This window comes from Rhizobium sp. RU35A (assembly GCF_900156005.1).
In the GTDB taxonomy this organism is placed as follows: Bacteria; Pseudomonadota; Alphaproteobacteria; order Rhizobiales; family Rhizobiaceae; genus Neorhizobium; species Neorhizobium straminoryzae.
In genome coordinates this window covers 293,141-313,247 of sequence record NZ_FTMR01000006.1, presented here as the reverse complement: position 1 = coordinate 313,247, position 20,107 = coordinate 293,141, and the positions used below count along the sequence as shown (strand labels likewise).

The window sequence follows — 20,107 nt, the reverse complement described above, 5'->3', positions numbered from 1 at the left end:
TTCAGGCGAGCGCCGCCTCGATCCGCCGGGGGCCGAGGCGCAGAAGACAGTCACGACTGGTTTCCCCGGGCCGGCGCTCCAGGCGCATCAGCTCGGACAGCGCAGAAAGCGCCGCAGCTTCCGTTCGGGGAGCAAGCCGTTTCAGCGGGGTATCGGTGGTTTTGCCCTCGAAGACAAGATGCGTCGCACCCTCGGTGCCCGCAAAGGCGAGCGTCGAGGGTGTCGGATGGGCGCAGCCCTTCTGGCAGCCGGAGAGATGCAGCCGCACCGAGCCGTCGAACAGCAGGGGGGCCTGTTCAGCGGCAAGCCGCCCGAGGCTGTGCGTTTCCAGCCGGGCTGAGCGGCAGGCGGGCGCGCCGGGGCAGGCGGCGATCTCCGAAAGCGGCTCGCCGGCGCGCACCAGAAGATCCGCCGCGCGGGCTTCCAGTTCCAGCTCCTCGCAGGCTTCGCCCGAACCGATGGCGATCAGCGCGTGATCCGGCGCGGGCTTCAGGCACAGGATTCCGGCACGCGCAGCCTGTGCCGTCAGTGCCGCCAGATCCTCGGCCCGCATCTGGCCGAAGGGCAGGGCAACCCGCAGGGCATGCAGGCCTGCCGTCAGGGCAAAGATGCCGAAAGGCGGCGCGGGGCTTTCCGCAACGGTGGACTCGCCGGGGCTGAGCAGGGCAAGCAGGGAGGCAGGAAGGTTTGCCGGCTCAAGATCGCGACCGCGGGCGCGGGGACCTTGCGTCGACAGATGGACCAGCAGGCCTCCGACCAGTTCGGCGGCATCCCCATCCGCGACAAGCCCCAGTGTCGTGCCGGTTTTGGCCGTGCCGCCAAGCAGAACCCGCCACCGCAAGCCATCGGCTGTCGGGGCGGCGACCAGGCGGATATCGGCCAGCAGATGGTCGAGGCGGATGAGGCCCCCGGTTTCGATGACCACCGAGAGTTTTGGCGCCAGTTCGCCCTGAACGGCGCGAGCGGCTGCGATGATCGTCGCGCCGAGCGGACGCGGATCGACCGCCTCGGCGGGATCGAGCCCGGCGAGCGGCGTCCATTCCACCGCAAGCCCCTCGCGCAGCGGCAGGTCGAGCGCGCGCACATCGGCCTCCAGCGCCGCCGCGGAGGCTTCGGTCAGGCCGCGAATCTGCAGGTTGCCGCGCGCCGAAATGTCGAGAATGCCGTTTCCATGCCGAAGGGCAAGTACCGCGAGCCCCGCAAGCGCGGCCGGGCCGATTGCCGCCTGCAGGGCAACGCGCGACAGATAGCCGTCGCCGGTCAGCATCGGCCGGGCAAGAGCCGGGCAGGCGCCGCGGGCCATGGACGGGAGAGGCTCTGTCATGCGCGTTCCCTCTGCCGCGCAACGAGGCGCAGCGCTTCCAGATCGCGGTCCACGGTGTTGCGGCGCGATTGCCAGAGACCGCGGCGTCGCGCCGACATCAGCCGTTCGGCAATCGCGCCGGCCGCCTCCGGGTTCTGGTCCAGCACGAAATCGCGCACGCGCTCATCTGCGACATAGGCGTCGTAAACGGCATCCATCAGCGTGTGCGGAACGGCCTCCGTGGTTTCGGCAAAGCCGACGAGGCGGTCGACGGTCTCGGCGAATTCGGCAGCACCACGCGGTCCGTGCCGCATCTGCCCGTCGATGAAGCGCGGATTGACGGCGCGCGCCCGCACGACGCGAGTGACCGCTTCCGCCACCGAGCGCGCGCGCGGACGGTTCGGATCGGTGGTATCGAGCGCGATCAGGTCCGCCTTGCCGCCCAGGGCCGCGACGGCGGCTGCAAAGCCGCCGATGAAGGCAACATCGCCGGAACCATCGAGCAGGTCGCGGCCCGGATCATCGCCGGTATGCACCAGAAGATCGGCCTGCCGCACCTGTTCCGCGAAGGCATCCGCGGCATGAAAACCTTCGCCGTCCGCGCCGCCAAAGGCATGGCTGGTCATCGCGAGATAGGCGCGCCCCAGTTCCTCGCGGGCCTGCCAGTCGCCGGACGAGAGTGTCTCCTCGATGCCGGCGCCATAGGTGCCGGGTGCCGAGCCGAAGATGCGCGGCGGAACCTCTCCGGTCCCGCGGGCGGCCTCGGCCAGCGGATTGTCACCGTCTGCCTCGTCGCTGCGCTGTGCAATGGCCCGTGCGGCGGCATCGATAAGGGCGATCAGCGTCGGGAACATGTCGCGGAACAGGCCGGAAATGCGGAAGGTGACATCGACGCGCGGCCGGCCGAGTTGCGCCGGCGGCAGAACCTCGATGCCGGTGATGCGGCCGGTGGCCGGATCCTGCAGCGGGCGCGCGCCCATCAGCGCCAGCCCCTGCGCCACCTCTTCGCCGCCGCTGCGCAGCGTCGCGCTGCCCCAGAGGTCGATCACGAGGCTTTTCGGCCAATCGCCGTGATCCTGCAGATAGCGGCGGATCACCTCTTCGGAAGCCGCGCGGCCGAGCTCGAAGGCGGTCGGTGTCGGCATGGTGCGCGGGTCGGAGGCGTAGAGATTGCGGCCGGTCGGCAGCACGTCGCGGCGTCCGCGTGCCGGTGCACCGGAGGGGCCGGGGCGCAGGTGGCGGCCGTCGAGCGCCGCAAGCAGGGCCGTGCGTTCTGCGTCTGCGCTGTCGCGCCGCAGCGGGTCCGTTTCGTCCGCCTCGGCGCGGCCGAACACGTGCTGGCCGTCCTTGATGGCAAAATCCTTGAGATCGCAGAGGAAGGCATCGATGCGCGACAGGGCCGTATCGGGATCGAGATCGCGGGATATCCCGGCCTCCTGCGCCAGACCCGTCTCCTCGGCCGTCTCCACGATCAGCCGCGCCAGCCGGTCGCGCCGCTTGCGGTCGAGACCATCGGCCTGAGCATATTCATCCACCAGCAGTTCCAGCCTCTGCTGCGCTTCCGAGAGCCCCGCTTCGGCAAGAACCGGCGGCATGTGGCCGATGGTCAGCGCCGCGATGCGCCGCTTGGCGACCGCCGCCTCGCCCGGATTGGAGACGATGAAGGGATAGATCACCGGCCGGCTTCCCGTGACGATCTCGGGAAAGCAGGCGCGAGACAGGGCAACGGTCTTGCCCGGCAGCCATTCCAGCGTGCCATGCGCGCCCACATGGATGATGGCCTGTGCCCCAGTGGCCTCCCGCATCCAGCCGCCGAAGGCAATCAGCGCATGGCGCGGCGGGCGGGCGGGATCATGATAATCCGTGCGCCGGTCTGCCTCCCGGCCGCGATCCGGGGCAAGCGCGACCGTGATCTTGCCGAACCGGACGGCGCGGAACCGAAAGGCCTCGCCGTCAAAACCTTCGTCGGCTAACGGATCGCCCCAGGTGGCGGCGACCGCTTCGCGCGCCTCGGCGGGCAGGGCCTCAAGCACGGAATCGTAAGAGGTCAGCGGAAACCGTGCCTCGGCCCGTAGCACGAGATCCATCAGCGCTTTTGCCGTCTCCGGAATGTCGGCCACGTCATAGCCATCGGCGGCAAGGCTGCGCAGCATTGCGAGCACGCTTTCCGGCACGTCGAGGCCGACGGCATAGCCGGTGCGCCCCGCCGCTCCCGGATAATCCGGCATCAGGATGGTGAGGCGGCGCTCGGCCTTCGGCGTGGAGTAGAGATCGAGATGGCGCAGGATCCGGTCGGCGACGGCTTCGACGCGATCCGGCTCCGGCCGGTTGGCGAAACCGGAAAAGCCGGCCTCGCCGGCATTTTCCTGCTCCGCCTTGAAGGACAGCACGCCCGCCAGAATGCGCCCGTCGAGTTCCGGCAGCACCACATGCATCGCCAGATCCGAGGGGCCGAGACCACGCGGGCTTGCGGCCCAGGCGGCCCGCTTTGTCGTGGCGATTACCGTCTGGAACACCGGCACGCCGAGCCTGTCGAACAGCGTCCGGCCATCCGCGCCCGCATTGCTGGCAAATGCAGTGGCCGTGATCACGGCCGCCGGTTTCAGTCTCGCCAGCGTGTCGTGAAGCGTGTCCAGCGTCGCCGCGTCCTTGAGGCCGGGCACGAAGACGGGCAGCGGAAAGGCACCACGCGCGACAAGCGCTGTGCAGAGCGCATCGATCGGCGCTACATCGTCCGCGAGCAGCATGGAGCGGTAGAACAGAAGCGGCAGGATCGGCCGTCCCTCGGCTCCCGACAGCGCCCAGGCTTCGGACACCACTCCCCGTCCGGGACGATAGAAACCGAGCTTCGGCACGGCGGTGGCCGCCTGGGGCCGTGGCGCCTCGCCCCTTGCCAGGGCCTGCAGCGTTTCCGCCAGCCGGTCCAGATTGTCGGGTCCGCCCTCGCGGAAGAAGGAGAGCAGGCGATTGATTTCCCCTTGCGCCACCGTCGAGGCGGCCGAGAGGCGCTCGTCCGTCTCGCTGCACTCGCCCGGCAGCAGGATCAGCGGCAGGCCGCGCTGCCGCGCCACATGCGACAGTTCTTCCACGCCGTAGCGCCAGCGGTCGTAACCGCCGAGTACGCGCACCAGAAGGACTCTTGCATGCCGCGCCACCTTGTCGATCCACAGGTCGACCGACATCGGATGGCGAAGATCGGAGAGCTGGGCAAGCCGCAGCGAAAGGCCGCTCGCGCCGCGCCGCGCCCAGGCGGACGCGACACCGTTCAGGTCGCTGTCGGTAAAGGACAGCACCACCACATCGCCGGGCGTCTGGTTCAGATCGACCGGTTCGATCAGGTCGTCGAGCGACGCGGATGTGGTGGCGAGAATATGCATCAGGCGGCCAGCATCTTCCCGATCCGGTCGACATCGATGCCCTTTTCGCCGATCACCACGAGGCGCGAGCGGCGGTCCTCCGTCGCGGTCCAGGGACGGTCGAAATAGTGGTTGACGCGCGGCCCGACGGCCTGCACCAGAAGCCGCATCGGCTTGCCCGCCACTTCCACATACCCCTTGATGCGAAGCACCTTTTCCGCCTCCGTCACCGCCGCGATGCGCTGGCTGAGCGCTTCGGGGCTGGCGATCGCCGGCAGGTCCAGCACGAAACTGTCGAAATCGTCGTGCTCGTGGTCCAGTTCGTCGTCGTGATGGGTCTTGCGGTTCTCGATGTCGTCTTCCACGGCAAGGCCGAGGCCGATGAAGATTGCAGGATCGATCTGGCCGTTTTCGGAATGGACGATGCGCACGGCGCGCGGCAGGTGATCCTCCACATGCGCCCGCGCCTTTTCGAGATCGGCGGCCTGGAGAAGATCCGTCTTGGTCAGGATGACGAGATCGGCGCAGGCGATCTGGTCCTCGAAGACTTCCTCCACCGGGTCGTCATGATCGAGTGACTGGTCCTCGGCCCGCTGGGCGGCAAGCGCCTCCAGATCGTCGGCGACGCGGCCTTCGGCGAGCGCCAGCCCGTCCACCACGGCCACCACGCCATCGACGGTGACGCGGCTCCTGACGCTTGGCCACTGGAAGGCCTGCACCAGCGGCTTCGGCAGTGCCAGGCCGGAGGTCTCGATCAGGATATGGTCGACCTTCGGTTCCATCGCGAGGATCTTGTCGATCGCCGGCACGAAGTCATCGGCCACCGTGCAGCAGATGCAGCCATTGGCGAGTTCGATGATGTTGTCTTCCGGGCAATTCTCGACGCCGCAGCTCTTCAGAATCTCGCCATCGATGCCGACATCGCCGAATTCGTTGACGATCACGGCAAGGCGCTTGCCCTTGATGGTTTCCAGCGCATGGCGCAGCAGCGTCGTCTTGCCGGCGCCGAGAAAACCGGTAACGACGGTGCAGGGCACGCGGGAGAGCGAGGGGGTCATCGGGGCAGTCCTTCAGCTTTCAGGGGAGATGGAACGGAGCGGCGGAATGCGGGCAATCATGCCGCGCTTCAGCGTGTCCGGGCGGCCCTTCCAGGGCATCAGCCCGTCGGGGGATGTGGCAAGCAGGCGCGCGCCGGTCAACAGATCCGCCGCGGCCTCCGTCGTCAGGTCGCCGAAGACATAGGACCAGCCGTCCGCGCTCTGGATGCTGGCGCTCAGACCGCGCTTGCAGTTGGCAAGGCAGGCAACAGCGCGGATCTCGATCACGTCTCCGCCTTCGGCCGCCAGTGTCTTGGTGCGTTCGGAGAGGAGGGCGCCGTCGCGCGGCGCGTCGGCCGCTTCCTGGCCGCTGCGGCAGGTATCGCAGACATGCACCGTCACGCGCCGCGTTTCCTGTGCGCCACTCTGCTGCTCATCGTGTCGTGCCGTCAGATCCAAGATCCACCCCGGGTGTTCGTCATAGAGGGGTGCGCCCATGGCGGGGAAATGCCGCATGGTTCGGTAAGGTCCCTGCCGGAGCACCCCGCCCGGCTGGACTTGTCTTCCTCAACGGCAGGTCTCCTGGCTCGCGGGTCCTCGCCCGAACGCCGCCTTCCCGAAGCGTCTGCCTCAGTGGCCTGGTGCGTCGGGCGTCCCGCCCGTTCGGGCGGAAGCCGCTTACAGTTGCGGGGGCAGCCGTGGTTTTGGCGAGGATTGCCGCACCACGTTCCCTCTTAGCTTTCCCCGTTGCCGGGAAAAGACCGTTGCGGATTCACTATGCGCTTGCAGAACCGTGTGTCAATGGCGCATTGCCGCGCGCTTCCATTCGACTATAGTCCGCCGCTCGCGATGAAAATGCAGGACGAAACGCAAGGAGAGGTGTGGCCGATGAAGGAGATCGACGAGCGCGAGGCGGACCGTCATCGGCGTAAGATGGAGAACCGCAAGGCGGTTCAGGATGCCGAAGTGGCCTCAAAGACCCTCGAAAAGGGTCTCCTGATCATCAACACCGGACCGGGCAAGGGCAAGTCCACCGCCGCCTTCGGGCTGGCGCTGCGCATGCTGGGGCACGGACGAAAGGTCGCGGTGGTGCAGTTCATCAAGGGCGCCTGGGATACCGGCGAGCGCGTGGCCCTGGAGGCCTTCGGCGAGCGGGTGATCTGGCACACCATGGGCGAAGGCTTTACCTGGGACACGCAGGACCTGAAGCGCGACGTGGCCGCGGCCGGGCGAGCCTGGGAGAAGGCGAGGGAGATGATGGCGCTGCCGGATGTCGGGCTCGTCATCCTCGACGAACTCAACATCGCCTTGCGCTACGACTATCTCGATCTTAACCGGGTGATCGCCGATCTTGCCGCCCGCCGCGAAGACCTGCACGTGATCGTTACCGGCCGCAATGCCAAACCCGCCCTCATCGAGGCCGCCGACATGGTGACCGAGATGACGCTGGTGAAGCATCACTTCAAGGCGGGCGTGAAGGCTCAGGCGGGAATCGAATTCTGATGGAGACGGGCAGGGTTGCCAAGGCGCTGATGTTCCAGGGCACCGGCTCGGATGTCGGCAAGTCGCTGGTGGTGGCGGGGCTGGCGCGTGCCTTTACCTTGCGCGGTCTGAAGGTGCTGCCCTTCAAGCCACAGAACATGTCGAACAATGCCGCCGTCACCGAAGATGGCGGCGAGATCGGCCGGGCGCAGGCGCTGCAGGCCCGCGCGGCGCGCGCCGCCCTGTCCGTCCACATGAACCCGGTGCTGCTGAAGCCGCAAAGCGAGGTCGGTGCCCAGCTCGTCGTGCAGGGCCGGGTGGAGGGCAATGCGAAGGCTGCCGAATATCAGGAGATCAAGGCCCGCCTGATGCCGCGCGTTCTCGAGAGCTTTGACCGGCTTCGGGCGCAGGCGGATCTGGTGCTGGTGGAAGGTGCCGGCAGCGCCTCCGAGGTCAATCTTCGCCGCAACGACATCGCCAATATGGGCTTTGCCCGTGCCGCCGATGTGCCGGTGGTGCTGATCGGCGATATCGACCGCGGCGGTGTGATCGCCAGTCTCGCCGGCACGAAGCTGGTGCTGGAGCGTGAGGACGCGGCGATGATCCGCGGCTTCATCGTCAACCGCTTTCGCGGCGATCCGGCCCTGTTTGCCGAGGGCATGCGGATGATCGAGGGCTTTACCGGCTGGTCGCCGATCGGTCTGCTGCCGCATTTTGCAGAGGCTGTGCGGCTTCCGGCCGAGGATGCGCTGGCGCTGAATTCCGCCCCGGTCGCCAAGCCCGGCGCAAAAATCCGCATTGCCGTGCCGATCCTGCCGCATGTCTCCAACTTCGACGATCTCGATCCGCTGGATGCCGAGCCGGATGTGGAACTTGTCCGGGTGCGTCCGGGTGGCGTGCTGCCGGCTGATGCCGATCTCGTGCTGCTGCTCGGATCGAAGGCGACGATCGCCGATCTTCAGGCGCTGAAGGCGGCGGGCTTCGATATCGATATCGCCGCGCATGTTCGGCGGGGAAAGCCGGTGCTCGGCCTCTGCGGCGGTTACCAGATGCTGGGCAAAACCGTCGCGGATCCGGACGGGATCGAGGGCCCCGCCGGCGCCATCGAGACGGGCCTTGGCCTTCTCGATGTCGAGACGCGCCTGACCGGCGACAAGCGGCTGGAGGCGGTAACGGGCGAGACGGCCGACGGAAATTCCTTCGCCGGCTATGAAATGCATGTCGGCGAAACCTCCGGTCCGGATTGTGCCCGGGCCTTTGCCCGCGTGGCGGGGCGGCCGGAGGGGGCGACGGCGCCATCCGGCCTTATCAGCGGCACCTATGTGCATGGCCTGTTTGCCGATGACCGCCAGCGTTCCGCCTGGTTGACGCGGCTGGGCGGCGAGGCCTCGCGGCTTGATTACGAAGCGGGCGTCGAGGCGGTGCTGGACCGTCTGGCCGCCCATATGGAGCGGCATCTCGATCTCGATCGCCTGTTCAGACTAGCACGATAAAGCCGACGGCGAGCAGGCCGAACAGGATGATCAGCAGCTGGTCGGCGGTGCGGGAAAGCGTAAGCGCGCGGCGGATGTCGATGGCTGTCGCCTCGCGGCGGCCCCCTTCCCCCATCACGTGATCGTCCACCAGCACGCCGCCATAGACGCGCGGACCGGCAAGACCGAGGCCGAGCGCGCCGGCCATCGCGGCCTCCGGCCAGCCGGCATTGGGGGATTTGTGCTTTCCCGCATCACGGCGCACGGCCTGCCAGGCCGCTCGCGGCGCAGCACCGGGCGTCATGGCGGCCGCCGCGATGAACAGAAGCGCGGTAAGGCGCGAGGCGGGCAGGTTGACGAGATCGTCGAAACGGGCCGCCGCCCAGCCATAGGCGCCGTAGCGCGCATTCCTGTGGCCGATCATGCTGTCGGCGGTGTTGGTCGCCTTGTAGAGCGCTCCGCCTGGCAAGCCGAGCAGGCCGAGCCAGACGGCCGGGGCGGTGATGCCGTCGGAAAAGTTTTCCGCAAGGCTTTCGATGGCGGCGCGGCACACGCCCGCCTCGTCCAGCTGGTCGGGATCGCGCCCGACGATCATCGAAACGGCCTTGCGACCCGCGGTAAGTCCGCCGCTCTCCAGCGCGTCGGCGACCGCCCGCACATGGTCCTCCAGACTTTTCTGGGCGAGCAGGCTGGACGAGAAGAGGGCGACGACGAGGATGCCGAGCGGCAGCCACAGAAGCGCGCTCTCGATCACGGTCGCCGCCGTGCCCGTAACCGTCAGAAGGACGATGAAGGTTGCGACACCCAGAGCCTTGCGACGCGCGAAGGACTGGTCCAGCCGGTTGAAGCGGGTTTCCAGAGCCCCGATCAGCCGGCCGATCCAGATCACCGGATGGCCGATGCGATCGACCAGCCATTGCGGATAACCGAGAAGCCGTTCAATAACGAGAGCCAGGAAGGCGAGAGAGAGGGCCATGGGCGGGACTGACAAGCTGCAGGAGAGGCGGATGACTGTGTCCGGAGGCGCGATCGAGCATGGCGGCAACCTTCGCCGTGCGGAACAGCTGTTTCCGCAGGCGCCGGCGCCGTGGATCGATCTCTCCACCGGCATCAATCCGCACGCCTATCCTTTTTCGCCGCCGGCGGCCACCGCTTTCTCCCGCCTGCCGGAACCCGCCGATCTTGCGCGCCTGAAGGCATGCGCGGCAGATCTCTACGGCGCGCCCTCGCCGGCGCATCTGGCGGCCGCTCCCGGCACGCAGATCCTGTTGCCGCTGCTGATCGAGGCGGTCTTCGGCCGCACTGCGGCGGGCGGCAAGCGGGCCGCGATCCTCTCGCCGACCTATGCCGAGCATGCACATATGGCGCGCCTTGCCGGCTTTGCGGTTCACGAAACGGCGGATCTTTCCGCTCTCCAGGCGGCGGATCTCGCCATCGTCGTCAATCCGAACAATCCGGACGGGCGCATCGTCGCACGTGATGACCTGCTGGCGCTCGGCCGGCATCTTGCGGCAAAGGGCGGGCTGCTGGTCGTGGACGAGGCCTTTCTCGATGTGATCGATCCGCAGGCTTCGGTCGCAGGCGCGGTGGATGAGGGGATCGCCGTGCTGCGCTCCTTCGGCAAGTTCTATGGGCTGGCCGGCGTTCGCCTCGGCTTTGCCGTGGCAGCCCCCCCTGTCGCTGAGCGGCTTTGCGCGCATCTCGGGCCCTGGGCGATCCCCGGCCCGACGCTCTCCATCGGCCTGGAGGCGCTGTCTGACCGCGTCTGGCAGGCGGGGATGCGCGTGCAGCTTTCGCAGGAGGCAGCGCGGCTCGATGCTCTGCTGGCCGGGGCCGGGTTTGCCGTGTGCGGCGGCACGCCGCTGTTTCGCTATCTGCGCCACCCGCGCGCTGGTGCCCTGTTCGAGCATCTGGGGCAGGCGGGCATTCTGGTGCGCCGCTTTGCCGAGCGGCCGGATTGTCTGCGGGTCGGGCTGCCACGGACGCAGGAGTGGAAACGGCTGGAAACCGCCCTCTGCTCAGAAAACTGGCATTGTTGAAGCCTGCAAGAAAGGTTTGCATTCTGTCGCTGCTGGGATAGGGTCCGGGCCATCCATGATTGTCGCATGCAGGTGAAATCCGATGTCCATGAGCAGCAACCTTCCCGAAATCTTCGATGCGGTCGACAGAAAGCGGGAGGTGTTCACCGAATTGGCGGACCGGGTCTGGGCGACCCCGGAAACCTGCTACATGGAAGAGGAATCGGCGGCCGCACATCGGGAAATGCTGGAAGCGCAGGGTTTTCGCATCACCGAAAACGTCGCCGACATTCCGACCGCGCTGATCGGCGAGGCGGGCGAGGGCGGCCCGGTGATCGCCTTTCTCGGCGAATATGATGCGCTGGCGGGGCTCAGCCAGAAGGCGGGCCTTGCCCATCACGAGCCACTGAAGGCCGGGGCCAACGGCCATGGCTGCGGCCACAATCTCCTGGGTTCCGCCTCGCTGCTGGCCGCCACCGCACTGAAGGACTGGCTGGAGGCGACCGGCATGCCCGGCCGCGTGCGCTACTACGGCTGCCCGGCGGAAGAGGGCGGTGCGGCAAAAGCCTTCATGGTGCGCTCCGGCGCCTTCGAGGATGTCGATATCGCCATCTGCTGGCATCCGAGCAATTTTGCCGGCGTGCAGCGGGAAACGTCGCTTGCCAATTGTCGCATCGATTTCACCTTTACAGGCCGCGCCTCGCATGCGGCCGCCAGCCCCGAGCTTGGCCGCAGCGCGCTCGATGCTGTCGAACTGATGAATGTCGGCGTAAACTATCTGCGTGAGCACATGCACCAGGAATGCCGCATCCATTATGCGCTGCTCGATGCCGGCGGCATTTCCCCGAACGTTGTGCAGGCACATGCCAAGGTGCGCTATGTGGTGCGCGCGCCGGAACTTTCCGGCCTGTTCTCCCTGATCGAGCGGGTGAAGAAGGTGGCCGAGGGTGCCGCCCTGATGACCGAGACGAAGATGGAGCACAAGATCCTTTCCGGCGTCTCCAACCTCATCGTCAACACGCCGCTGATGGAGGTGATGCAGGACATCTGGCAGAGCATGGGCGCACCCGATTTCGACGCGAAGGATATCGCCTTTGCCGAGGCGATCCGCGCGACCCTGAGCCCGGAGGACATTGCCGCCAGCTGGGCGCAGGAGCGGCTGGAGGAGCGCGATATTCCGCTCGCCGATTTCATCCTGCCGGCTCATAATGAGGTGCGCCAGATGGGCGGTTCGACGGATGTGGCCGATGTCAGCTGGGTGGTGCCGACGGTGCAGGCCTATGGTCCGACGCTGGCCATCGGCACGCAGCTGCACACCTGGCAGGTGGTTGCGCAGGGCAAGAGCGGCATCGCCCACAAGGGCATGATCGCGACCGCCAAGGCCATGGCTGCTACCGGTCTTGCCGCCCTGCAGAGCGAACAGCTGCGGCAGGCCGCCTGGGTTGATCTCAAGCGCCGGCTGAAGGGCCAGGCCTATCGCAGCCCGATCCCGGAAGGCACGGAGCCGCCGGTCGAGGCCATGGGCGGGCGACGCCGGGCCCGGTAACGGGCTTCCCGGCCTGTCGAGGCTGACAGGCGACGACCAAAGAGATCAGCGGCTGGCGCGCAGGTCGAGCTGGCCGCGGATTGCCTCGTCGCTTTCGGTCTCCTGCACCACGACACCGTACCAGCCAAGCCCGTCATAATCCTCGTAGCCGAGGGTTCGCGCATAGGCGACGATGGCGCCCTGCTCGTTGTAATAGCTGCCCTTCTGGCGGCCGCCTTCCACCTTCAGCGCAAAATGGGTGAACAGCCGCTCCGGCCGGTTGCAGGCAATCACCCTCGCCTTTTCGTCGAGCAGCATCACCGTGGTGCGGCCGGCCTGCTGTTCCGGCAGGTTCGCTTCCTTCTCCACGATGGCATGACCCTGGTTCTGCCAGTCGAAATAGACGCCGAGCGTGCCGAGGAGGCGCCCGTCGCCGCGCCCGCCTTCGCGGATGCCGGTGGCATAGACCAGCACGTGATGGCCCTCGTGCAGCGGACTCTCCTTGACCTCGTCGACGATGTACTCATCGCCTGAGGCACAGCGGGCGGCGGCCTCAAACCACGGATCGCCGGCCAGCGAACGTCCGACGAGACGCCGCTGATGGGCGGGGTTGGAGGAGGCGATGATGCGGCCGGAGAGGTCGGTCATCACCAGATCGTGGTAGACCGTGTAGAAGCGGTTGATGACGCCAAGCCGGGTGGCGGCATAGGCGGCCTTGTCCGGCGAGGGGGCCTGCAGCGCCTCCCAGAGCGCCGGGTCGGTTGCCCACCAGCGCACGTCGGCCGTGCGTTCGAAAAGATTGCGCACGATCAGCTGCACGAGCGTCTGGGCAAGGTCGGTCAGGCGCACGCCTTCCATTTCGGTCACCAGCTGGTCGGCCATGGTGCGGCTGAGCCCGATGCGGCCGAGCACATTGCTTTCGAAACGTCCCGAAATGTCCGTCGCCACCTGCGCCAGCCGCTGTACCTCGTTGGCAACGACGGCAAAGCCCTTGCCCGTCTCGCCGGCGCGTGCGGCCTCGATCAGCGCGTTGATGGCCAGAAGCTTGATCTGCTTGACCACATGCGTGTTGTCGGCGCTGAACCGCTGCAGGTCTATGCTGATCCCGTCCGTCACCACGCGCATGGAGCGCGGCGTGGCAGGGATCTGCGGTTGGGTTGTGGCAAGGCTTCTGGCGCTTGTCATGACATGGTTCCCCGGATGGCGGCTTTGCTTCTGGATTTTTCGATAGTCTGTCGCAATCTTCTCAGGGCAGGGTTAGATTTTTGTAAAAAAATTTTCTCAGGAGTTACATTTCGGGACAGGCCGAAGCAGTGCTTTCGTTTGCTCCGAGATCGTGATATTGCGATCGCAGATCGCGAAATTTCACCCTCAAGATATCGCAGGAAGCCCCATGACGATCCAGCCGAATTCCATCGAAGGCCGCGACAGGGCCTATCATCTGCATTCCTATACCAATGCGAAGGCGCTGGAGCGCGACGGGGCGCTGGCAATCGAGCGCGGCGAAGGCATCTATGTCTATGACGCCAGCGGAAAGCGCTATATCGAGGGTATGGCCGGTCTCTGGAGCGTTGCCGTCGGCTTCGGTGAGCAGCGGCTGGTCGAGGCCGCGCGCCGGCAGCTGGAAACGCTTCCCTATTACCACACCTTCAGCGCCCGCACGCACGGGCCGGCGGTCGATCTGGCGGAAAAGCTGATCCGGATGGCGCCGGTGCCGATGTCCAAGGCCTATTTCACCAATTCCGGTTCCGAGGCCAACGACACCGCGATCAAGATGATCTGGTACCGCTCGAACGCGCTCGGCAAGCCGGAAAAGAAGAAGATCATTTCCCGCATCAAGGGCTATCACGGCGTCACCCTGGCAAGCGCCAGCCTGACGGGCCTGCCGAACAACCATCGCTCCTTCGACCTGCCGCTGCCGGGGATCTTTCACACCAACTGTCCGCATTTCCGCGCCTTTGCGCAGGAAGGCGAGGATGAGGCCGCTTTCGTGGCCCGCTGCGCGGCCGATCTCGAAGCGCTGATTGAACGGGAAGGGGCCGAGACCATCGCCGCTTTCATCGGTGAGCCTGTGATGGGCGCCGGTGGCGTCATCGTGCCGCCGGCCGGTTACTGGCAGGCGATCCAGGCGGTGCTGAAGAAGCATGACATCCTGCTGATCGCCGACGAGGTGATCTGCGGCTTCGGGCGCACCGGCGAAATGTTCGGCACCACCACCATGGGGCTGGAGCCGGACATCATCACCGTCTCCAAGCAGTTGTCGTCTTCTTACCAGCCGATCTCGGCGCTGCTGATCAACGACCGCGTCTACCAGCCGATCGCCGAGGAATCCGGCCGCATCGGCACTTTCGGCCATGGCTATACCGGCTCCGGCCATCCGGTCGCCGCCGCCGTCGCGCTCGAAAACCTCGCGATCATCGAGGAGCGCAACCTGCTCGGCAATGTGCAGGCGCTGGCGCCGCTGTTCCAGTCGCGCTTCAAGGCGCTGGAGAGCCATCCGCTGGCGATCGAGGCGCGTGGCATCGGTCTGATCGGCGCGCTCGAGCTTGCCCCCCGCGAGGGTTTTGCCACCGGCCAGCTCGGTCCGAAGCTTGCGGCCGTGATGCAGGAAAACGGCCTGTTCTCGCGTGCCATCGGCGATTCGCTGGCGCTCTGCCCGCCGCTGATCATCACGGAACAGCAGGTGGGCGCGATGTTCGATATCTTCGAAGCCTCGCTCGACCAGTTCCAGGCGCAGCTGAAGGTCGCCTGATCTTCTTCTTCATCGCGGCGGGTGCCTGATTGCGCCCGCCGCGATGGGCCCTATATTCCAGCCGATGCTGGATCTTATTGCCCACTACTGGCCGCACATTGTCTTTGCACTTTCCGTTCTGATGGGAGTGCCCGCAGCCATTCACGTCACGATGACCAAGGAAGAGGTGCGCTCTGCCGTCGGCTGGGTCGGCGTCATCCTGCTGTCGCCGATCATCGGCGCGCTGCTCTATCTGATCGCCGGCATCAACCGCATGCGCCGCAGCGCGCTCGGCAACCAGCGCCAGCTGCTCGGCGATGCCTTTGTCGATCATATCGAGGTGTTCGACGCGGAAGATGCAGCGGTTGCCGCCCAGTTCGGCCGGCGGTTCCTGGCGATGAAGACGCTGGGCGACAGGGTCAACCGCTATTTCCTCACCACCGGCAACACGATCGAGATTCTGGATGGCGGCGATGCGGCCTATGAGGCCATGCTGCAGGCGATTGCCGGGGCCAGGCGCAGCATCCTGCTCGAAACCTATATCTTCGACCGTGACCGCATCGGCCGCCGCTTTGCCACAGCGCTGGCGGAGGCGGTGAAGCGTGGCGTGGCGGTGCGGGTGCTGATCGATGCCGTCGGCGCCCGCTATTCGGTGCCGAGCGTGCTTGGCCTGCTGGCCGAAGGCGGCGTCACGGTGGATGTCTTCAACGGCAATGTCATCATGGGCCTGCGCCTGCCCTATGCGAACCTGCGCACCCACCGCAAGATCCTGGTGGTGGATGGCCATGTCGCCTTCACCGGCGGCATGAACATCCGGGAGGATTTCGCCCGCGATGATGCCGGTGTCGTCCATGCCATCGATACGCATTTCCGGCTGACGGGCCCGGTGGTCGCCGATCTCTTTTCGGTGGCGGCCGAGGACTGGCGCTTCGTGAGCGGTGAACTGCTGTCCGGCGAGGCCTGGCAGATCGCAACGCCCGCCACCCGCCCCGGCAGCCCCATGCTGGCGCGTGCGGTGGCGTCTGGCCCGGATCGCAGCCTCGAAGCCAACCAGCAGATCCTGATGGGCGCCTTTTCCGTCGCCCGCACCTCGATCCGCATCGTCTCGCCCTATTTCCTGCCGGATCGCGAACTGATCGCGGCGCTGGCGACGGCCGCCCGGCGCGGGGTCTCTGTCGATATCATCGTGCCAGCTTCCAACAATCTGACACTGGTGGATCGCGCCATGACTGCGCAGTTCGATCAGGTGTTGAAGGGCGATTGCCGCATCTGGCGTGCCAATGGTCCGTTCAACCATTCCAAGCTTCTGGTGGTGGATGGACGCTGGGCCTATATCGGGTCCTCCAATCTCGATCCGCGCTCGCTGCGCCTCAATTTCGAGGTCGATGTCGAGGTTTACGATCTCGATTTCGCCCGCCTGCTGGAGGAACGCACCGATCGGATGCTGAAGACCGCCACACCGGTGACGCTGGAGGCGTTGAGGGCCCGGCCTTTCGCGCTGCGCCTGATCGACCGCATTCTCTGGCTCGGCTCACCCTATCTTTGATGCAGGCTCTGGAAGCCCTGCCGCGAGGCGCTATAGTCTGATCATGATGACTGCGATGACATTCTGGCCCACGGCATGACGCAACTGACGAATCCGACTCTTCGGGCCAACATTCTGCACTCGCTACGCAATCGCAGGCAGCGCGGCTCGGGCCTCGGCGACGATGAGGAGGGCCGGGCGGATGCCTCGCTGCTGGTCGCCTCCTACAATGTTCACAAATGCGTCGGTGTCGACGGGCGCTTCGATCCCGGCCGCATTGCCCAGGTGATCCGCGAGATCGGCCCGGATCTTCTCGCCCTGCAGGAGGCCGATACCCGGTTCGGCGAACGGCGCGGCCTGCTGGACCTTACCTGGGTGGAGCGCGAGACGGGCTTGCAGCCGGTGCCGCTGTCAGGCGTCGCCAAGGCGCATGGCTGGCATGGCAATGTGCTGTTCTTCCGGCAGGGCGCGGTGCGCGACGTGCATCAGGTGAAGCTGCCGGGGCTGGAGCCGCGCGGTGCGCTCATCACCGAACTCGACATGCAGGACGGGCGGATGCTGCGGGTCATCGCCGCCCATCTCGGCCTCCTCAACCGCTCGCGCCAGCAGCAGGCGCGCATGATCCTCGACATTCTCTCCGGGCGCGGCGACGCGCCGACGCTGCTGATGGGCGATCTCAACGAATGGCGGCTGGGCGACCGTTCCGCGCTGCATTCGCTCGCGCCGATGTTCCGCGGCATGCCGCCGGCTGTGCCGAGCTTCCCCTCGCGCCTGCCGGTGCTGGCGCTCGACCGCATCATCAGCAACCGGCCGGGCCTGCTTGGCGAGGTCAAGGTGCATGATACCGCCCTTGCCCGCGTCGCCTCCGACCATCTGCCGATCAAGGCGAGGCTGCGGTTTACCGAAAGCGGTTAGGCCTGTCAGGCGGCCTGTGTGCGCCGGTCCGGCAGAAGCCGGTCGCCGATTTCGCGGGCAATCGCCAGCGAGGCTGTCAGCCCCGGGCTTTCGATGCCGTAGAGATTGACCAGTCCCGGCACGCCATGCACCTCCGGCCCGTCGATACGGAAATCCGCTGCCGGATCGTCCGGTCCGCAGATTTTCGGGCGGATGCCGCTATAGCCGGGTGCCAGCGCATCGTCCGGCAGATCCGGCCAGTAGCGGCGGATCGCCTCGGCAAAGCCGGCCACGCGCTCCGGCCGCACCTGGTAGTCGATGGTATCGATCCATTCGACATCCGGCCCGAAGCGGGCCTGTCCACCCAGATCGAGCGTCAGATGCACGCCGAGCCCGTGGGTGTGCGGCGCCGGGTAGATAAGATGGTCAAACGGCGCCCGGCCGGTAAGCAGGAAGTAGTTGCCCCTGGCATAGCGAGTCTCCGGAATCGTCTCTACCGGCAGTCCGTCAATGGTCCGCGCCACCTGCGAGGCGGCGAGGCCGGCGGCATTGACGATCATCGTGGTGGAAAGCTCCAGCGGTTCGGCGCCGCCGGCCTGCACCACAAAACCGTCGTGGATGCGGCGCGACGAGAGGAAGGGGGCATGAAAGGCAATCGCCGTACCGTTCTCCTCCGCAGCGCCCTGTAGCGCCAACATCAGACCGTGGCTGTCGATGATGCCGGTTGAGGGCGACAGAAGGGCGCCGACGCAGGCAAGCGCCGGCTCCAGTGCTTCCGCTTCGACGCGCGTCAGCAGCCGCAGATCCGTGCAGCCATTCGCCTCGCCCTTCTGCTTGAGGTTCGCGAGCGCCTGCAGTTCGCCGGGATCGCTCGCCACGACCAGCTTGCCGGCGCGGCGATGCTCCACGCCATGGCTCAGGCAGAAATCATAGAGCCTTTCGCGACCTTCGACGCAGAGCCGGGCCTTCAGGCTGCCCTTCGGATAGTAGAGCCCGGCATGGATGACCTCGCTGTTGCGCGAGGAGGTGCCGGTGCCGATGGCGCCCGCCTCCTCGAGGACCAGCACGGAGGCGCCAGCCAGCGAAAGTTCGCGCGCAGCCGCCAGCCCGACGACGCCGGCTCCGATGACGACGGCATCGACATCCGCCATGGCTTTCCTCCGCTTTGCCTTCCGTCCAGACTGAACCCGTTCTGCGAAAAGAGCGGGTTCAGGCGGGCTTCAGCCATTCCTCGGCGATCTCGACCCACATCGACACCCCGATCGGCAGCGCATCGTCGTTGAAGTCGAAGCGCGGATGATGCAGCGGCGGATCGTTGTCGGTCTTGCCGGTGCCGAGCAGGAAATAGGTGCCGGGGCGTTCCGCCAGCATGAAGGCAAAATCCTCGCTGCCCATCGAGGGACGGGCGAGATCGATCACATTGCTGTCGCCGACCACGCGGCCGGCCAGCCGGCGCACGAAATCCGTTTCGGCCTTGTGGTTGATCGTCGGCTCGTAACCGCGCTCGTAGGTGATCGTGACGCCCATGCCGTAGCTTGCCGCCTGACCTTCCGCCACCTCGCGGATGCGCCGTTCCAGCGTGTCGCGCACGGCCGGATCGAAGGAGCGCACCGTGATCGCCATCTCGGCCCGCTCGGGGATCACATTGCTCGCCTTGCCGGAATTGAAGGCGCCGACAGTGATCACCGCCTGGTCCATGGCATGCAGGTTGCGCGAAACGATGGTCTGCAGCGCCATGATGATGCTCGCGCCGCAGACGATCGGGTCGCGGGCGTCCTGAGGCTCGGCGCCGTGGCCGCCGCGACCGTTGACGACGATCAGGCATTCATCGGCCGCCGCCATCATCGGGCCTTCCTTGACGGCGATCTTGCCGAAGGGAATGGCCGGGTCGTTGTGCAGGCCGAACACCGCATCGCAGGGGAAACGCTGGAACAGGCCGTCATCCATCATCAGCTTGGCGCCGGCGAAATTTTCCTCGGCTGGCTGGAAGATCAGGTTCAGCGTGCCGTCGAAATTGCGCCGCTCGGCGAGTGCGCGCGCAGCGCCGAGCAGGATCGCGGTGTGTCCGTCATGGCCGCAGGCATGCATCAGGCCGGGCGTCTGGCTGGCGTGATCGAGGCCGGTTTCCTCCAAAATCGGCAGGGCGTCGATATCGGCGCGGATGCCGATCGCGCGATCGCTGCTGCCATTCTTCAGGGTCGCGACGAGGCCCGTCTGGCCAAGCCCGCGGGTGACCTCATAGCCCATGGCGGTCAGTTGCTCGGCAATGAAATCCGAGGTCTTGAATTCGGAGAGCCCGAGTTCCGGGTTCTGGTGGAGGAAGCGCCGGGTGGCGACAAGGTCGGGAAGGTAGTTGGAAAACTGGATCGTCATCGGCAAACCCCGGTCGATGTCTGGCATTGAGCCGCCTCGAGGGCGGCAGCTGAAGCCATAGCAGGCGGGCTGGTGCGGGTTAAGTCACTTTACGTCACGGCCTGCCGCAGGGCCCGGCTTTTGCCGATTTTCCGCGTCGATCCCCCGGTTTGAACATGGCGCTTGAACCGGGCCTGTGATGATGTCATGGAACCAGTGAAGTTGAGGAGACTTACGCTCATTGCCGTTCATGGGGTCTTGCGTCGATGCGCCGGGCTCCGCTGTTCTGCGCGCTGTTCAACCGGCTGATTACGTTCAGGTTTCATTCAGACCTGGCGGGATAGAGGCGAGCGATGATAAAATTGGAGAAGCATGTGAACAGGTTTTCCTCGTCCGTTCGCGCATCCGGCGG

At 66.4% G+C, this 20,107-nt stretch carries 15 protein-coding genes and 1 riboswitch; of the genes, 7 read left to right on the top strand and 8 right to left on the bottom strand.

The genetic code is table 11. The features are described 5' to 3' along the window. Window position 1: 1 nt before the first annotated feature. From cobG to F3H95_RS15670, 4 genes are read right to left on the bottom strand one after another with little or no spacing between them, the layout of a single operon-like run. Window positions 2–1,324, bottom strand: coding sequence for a precorrin-3B synthase (cobG, locus tag F3H95_RS15685; RefSeq protein WP_149746674.1), 1,323 nt, complete (start codon window positions 1,322–1,324; stop codon window positions 2–4). Further along, on the bottom strand, window positions 1,321–4,680 hold the full coding sequence (cobN, locus tag F3H95_RS15680) for a cobaltochelatase subunit CobN (protein WP_149746673.1): 3,360 nt from the start codon (window positions 4,678–4,680) through the stop codon (window positions 1,321–1,323). Before cobN ends, cobG begins: the two co-directional genes overlap by 4 nt. Then, a complete protein-coding gene (cobW, locus tag F3H95_RS15675) occupies window positions 4,680–5,717 on the bottom strand; it encodes a cobalamin biosynthesis protein CobW (RefSeq protein ID WP_143126311.1) in 1,038 nt (345 codons plus the stop codon). The genes cobN and cobW overlap by 1 nt, the downstream gene beginning before the upstream one ends. A 12-nt stretch (window positions 5,718–5,729) precedes the next feature. Beyond that, window positions 5,730–6,098, bottom strand: a complete 369-nt coding sequence (locus F3H95_RS15670; protein ID WP_244618029.1) for a DUF1636 domain-containing protein — start codon at window positions 6,096–6,098, stop codon at window positions 5,730–5,732. A gap of 152 nt (window positions 6,099–6,250) precedes the next feature. Beyond that, window positions 6,251–6,477, bottom strand: a riboswitch (cobalamin riboswitch). A 107-nt stretch (window positions 6,478–6,584) separates the two neighbouring features. Here F3H95_RS15670 and cobO point away from each other — a divergent pair. Both cobO and F3H95_RS15660 read left to right on the top strand, forming a co-directional pair. Continuing rightward, window positions 6,585–7,199, top strand: a complete 615-nt coding sequence (gene cobO / locus F3H95_RS15665) for a cob(I)yrinic acid a,c-diamide adenosyltransferase (RefSeq protein ID WP_149746672.1) — start codon at window positions 6,585–6,587, stop codon at window positions 7,197–7,199. Further along, on the top strand, window positions 7,199–8,671 hold the full coding sequence (locus tag F3H95_RS15660) for a cobyric acid synthase (RefSeq protein ID WP_149746671.1): 1,473 nt from the start codon (window positions 7,199–7,201) through the stop codon (window positions 8,669–8,671). The genes cobO and F3H95_RS15660 overlap by 1 nt, the downstream gene beginning before the upstream one ends. On the opposite strand, the gene cbiB is transcribed toward F3H95_RS15660, so the two are convergent. Next, entirely contained in the window at window positions 8,655–9,626 is a 972-nt protein-coding gene (cbiB, locus tag F3H95_RS15655) for an adenosylcobinamide-phosphate synthase CbiB (RefSeq protein WP_149746670.1), read from the bottom strand. The genes F3H95_RS15660 and cbiB overlap by 17 nt on opposite strands. 31 nt (window positions 9,627–9,657) lie before the next feature. Between cbiB and cobD the strand changes: the two genes are divergently transcribed. Together cobD and F3H95_RS15645 are read left to right on the top strand one after the other, a co-directional pair. Next, window positions 9,658–10,689 (top strand): threonine-phosphate decarboxylase CobD, encoded by a 1,032-nt coding sequence (gene cobD, locus F3H95_RS15650; protein WP_244618028.1) that lies wholly within the window; start codon window positions 9,658–9,660, stop codon window positions 10,687–10,689. A gap of 82 nt (window positions 10,690–10,771) precedes the next feature. Further along, window positions 10,772–12,214: a M20 family metallopeptidase gene (locus F3H95_RS15645; RefSeq protein ID WP_149746668.1), complete on the top strand. Its 1,443-nt coding sequence runs from the start codon at window positions 10,772–10,774 to the stop codon at window positions 12,212–12,214. Between the two features lie 45 nt (window positions 12,215–12,259). On the opposite strand, the gene F3H95_RS27645 is transcribed toward F3H95_RS15645, so the two are convergent. Next, window positions 12,260–13,378, bottom strand: coding sequence for a methyl-accepting chemotaxis protein (locus tag F3H95_RS27645; protein ID WP_149746667.1), 1,119 nt, complete (start codon window positions 13,376–13,378; stop codon window positions 12,260–12,262). 208 nt (window positions 13,379–13,586) lie between these two features. On the opposite strand from F3H95_RS27645, the gene F3H95_RS15635 reads away from it, so the two are divergent. The 3 genes from F3H95_RS15635 to F3H95_RS15625 all read left to right on the top strand — a co-directional run bounded on the left by F3H95_RS15635 (window position 13,587) and on the right by F3H95_RS15625 (window position 17,364). Continuing rightward, a complete protein-coding gene (locus tag F3H95_RS15635; protein WP_143126304.1) occupies window positions 13,587–14,945 on the top strand; it encodes an aspartate aminotransferase family protein in 1,359 nt (452 codons plus the stop codon). A 64-nt stretch (window positions 14,946–15,009) separates the two neighbouring features. Further along, window positions 15,010–16,470: a cardiolipin synthase gene (cls, locus tag F3H95_RS15630; protein ID WP_149746666.1), complete on the top strand. Its 1,461-nt coding sequence runs from the start codon at window positions 15,010–15,012 to the stop codon at window positions 16,468–16,470. Window positions 16,471–16,545: 75 nt separating this feature from the next. Then, entirely contained in the window at window positions 16,546–17,364 is an 819-nt protein-coding gene (locus tag F3H95_RS15625; protein WP_149746665.1) for an endonuclease/exonuclease/phosphatase family protein, read from the top strand. A 5-nt stretch (window positions 17,365–17,369) separates the two neighbouring features. On the opposite strand, the gene F3H95_RS15620 is transcribed toward F3H95_RS15625, so the two are convergent. Together F3H95_RS15620 and F3H95_RS15615 are read right to left on the bottom strand one after the other, a co-directional pair. Then, window positions 17,370–18,494 carry an NAD(P)/FAD-dependent oxidoreductase gene (locus F3H95_RS15620; RefSeq protein ID WP_149746664.1) on the bottom strand — a complete coding sequence of 375 codons (1,125 nt, stop codon included), beginning with the start codon at window positions 18,492–18,494 and terminating at the stop codon, window positions 17,370–17,372. Between the two features lie 58 nt (window positions 18,495–18,552). Further along, a complete protein-coding gene (locus F3H95_RS15615) occupies window positions 18,553–19,716 on the bottom strand; it encodes a M20 aminoacylase family protein (protein WP_149746724.1) in 1,164 nt (387 codons plus the stop codon). Window positions 19,717–20,107: the final 391 nt, after the last annotated feature.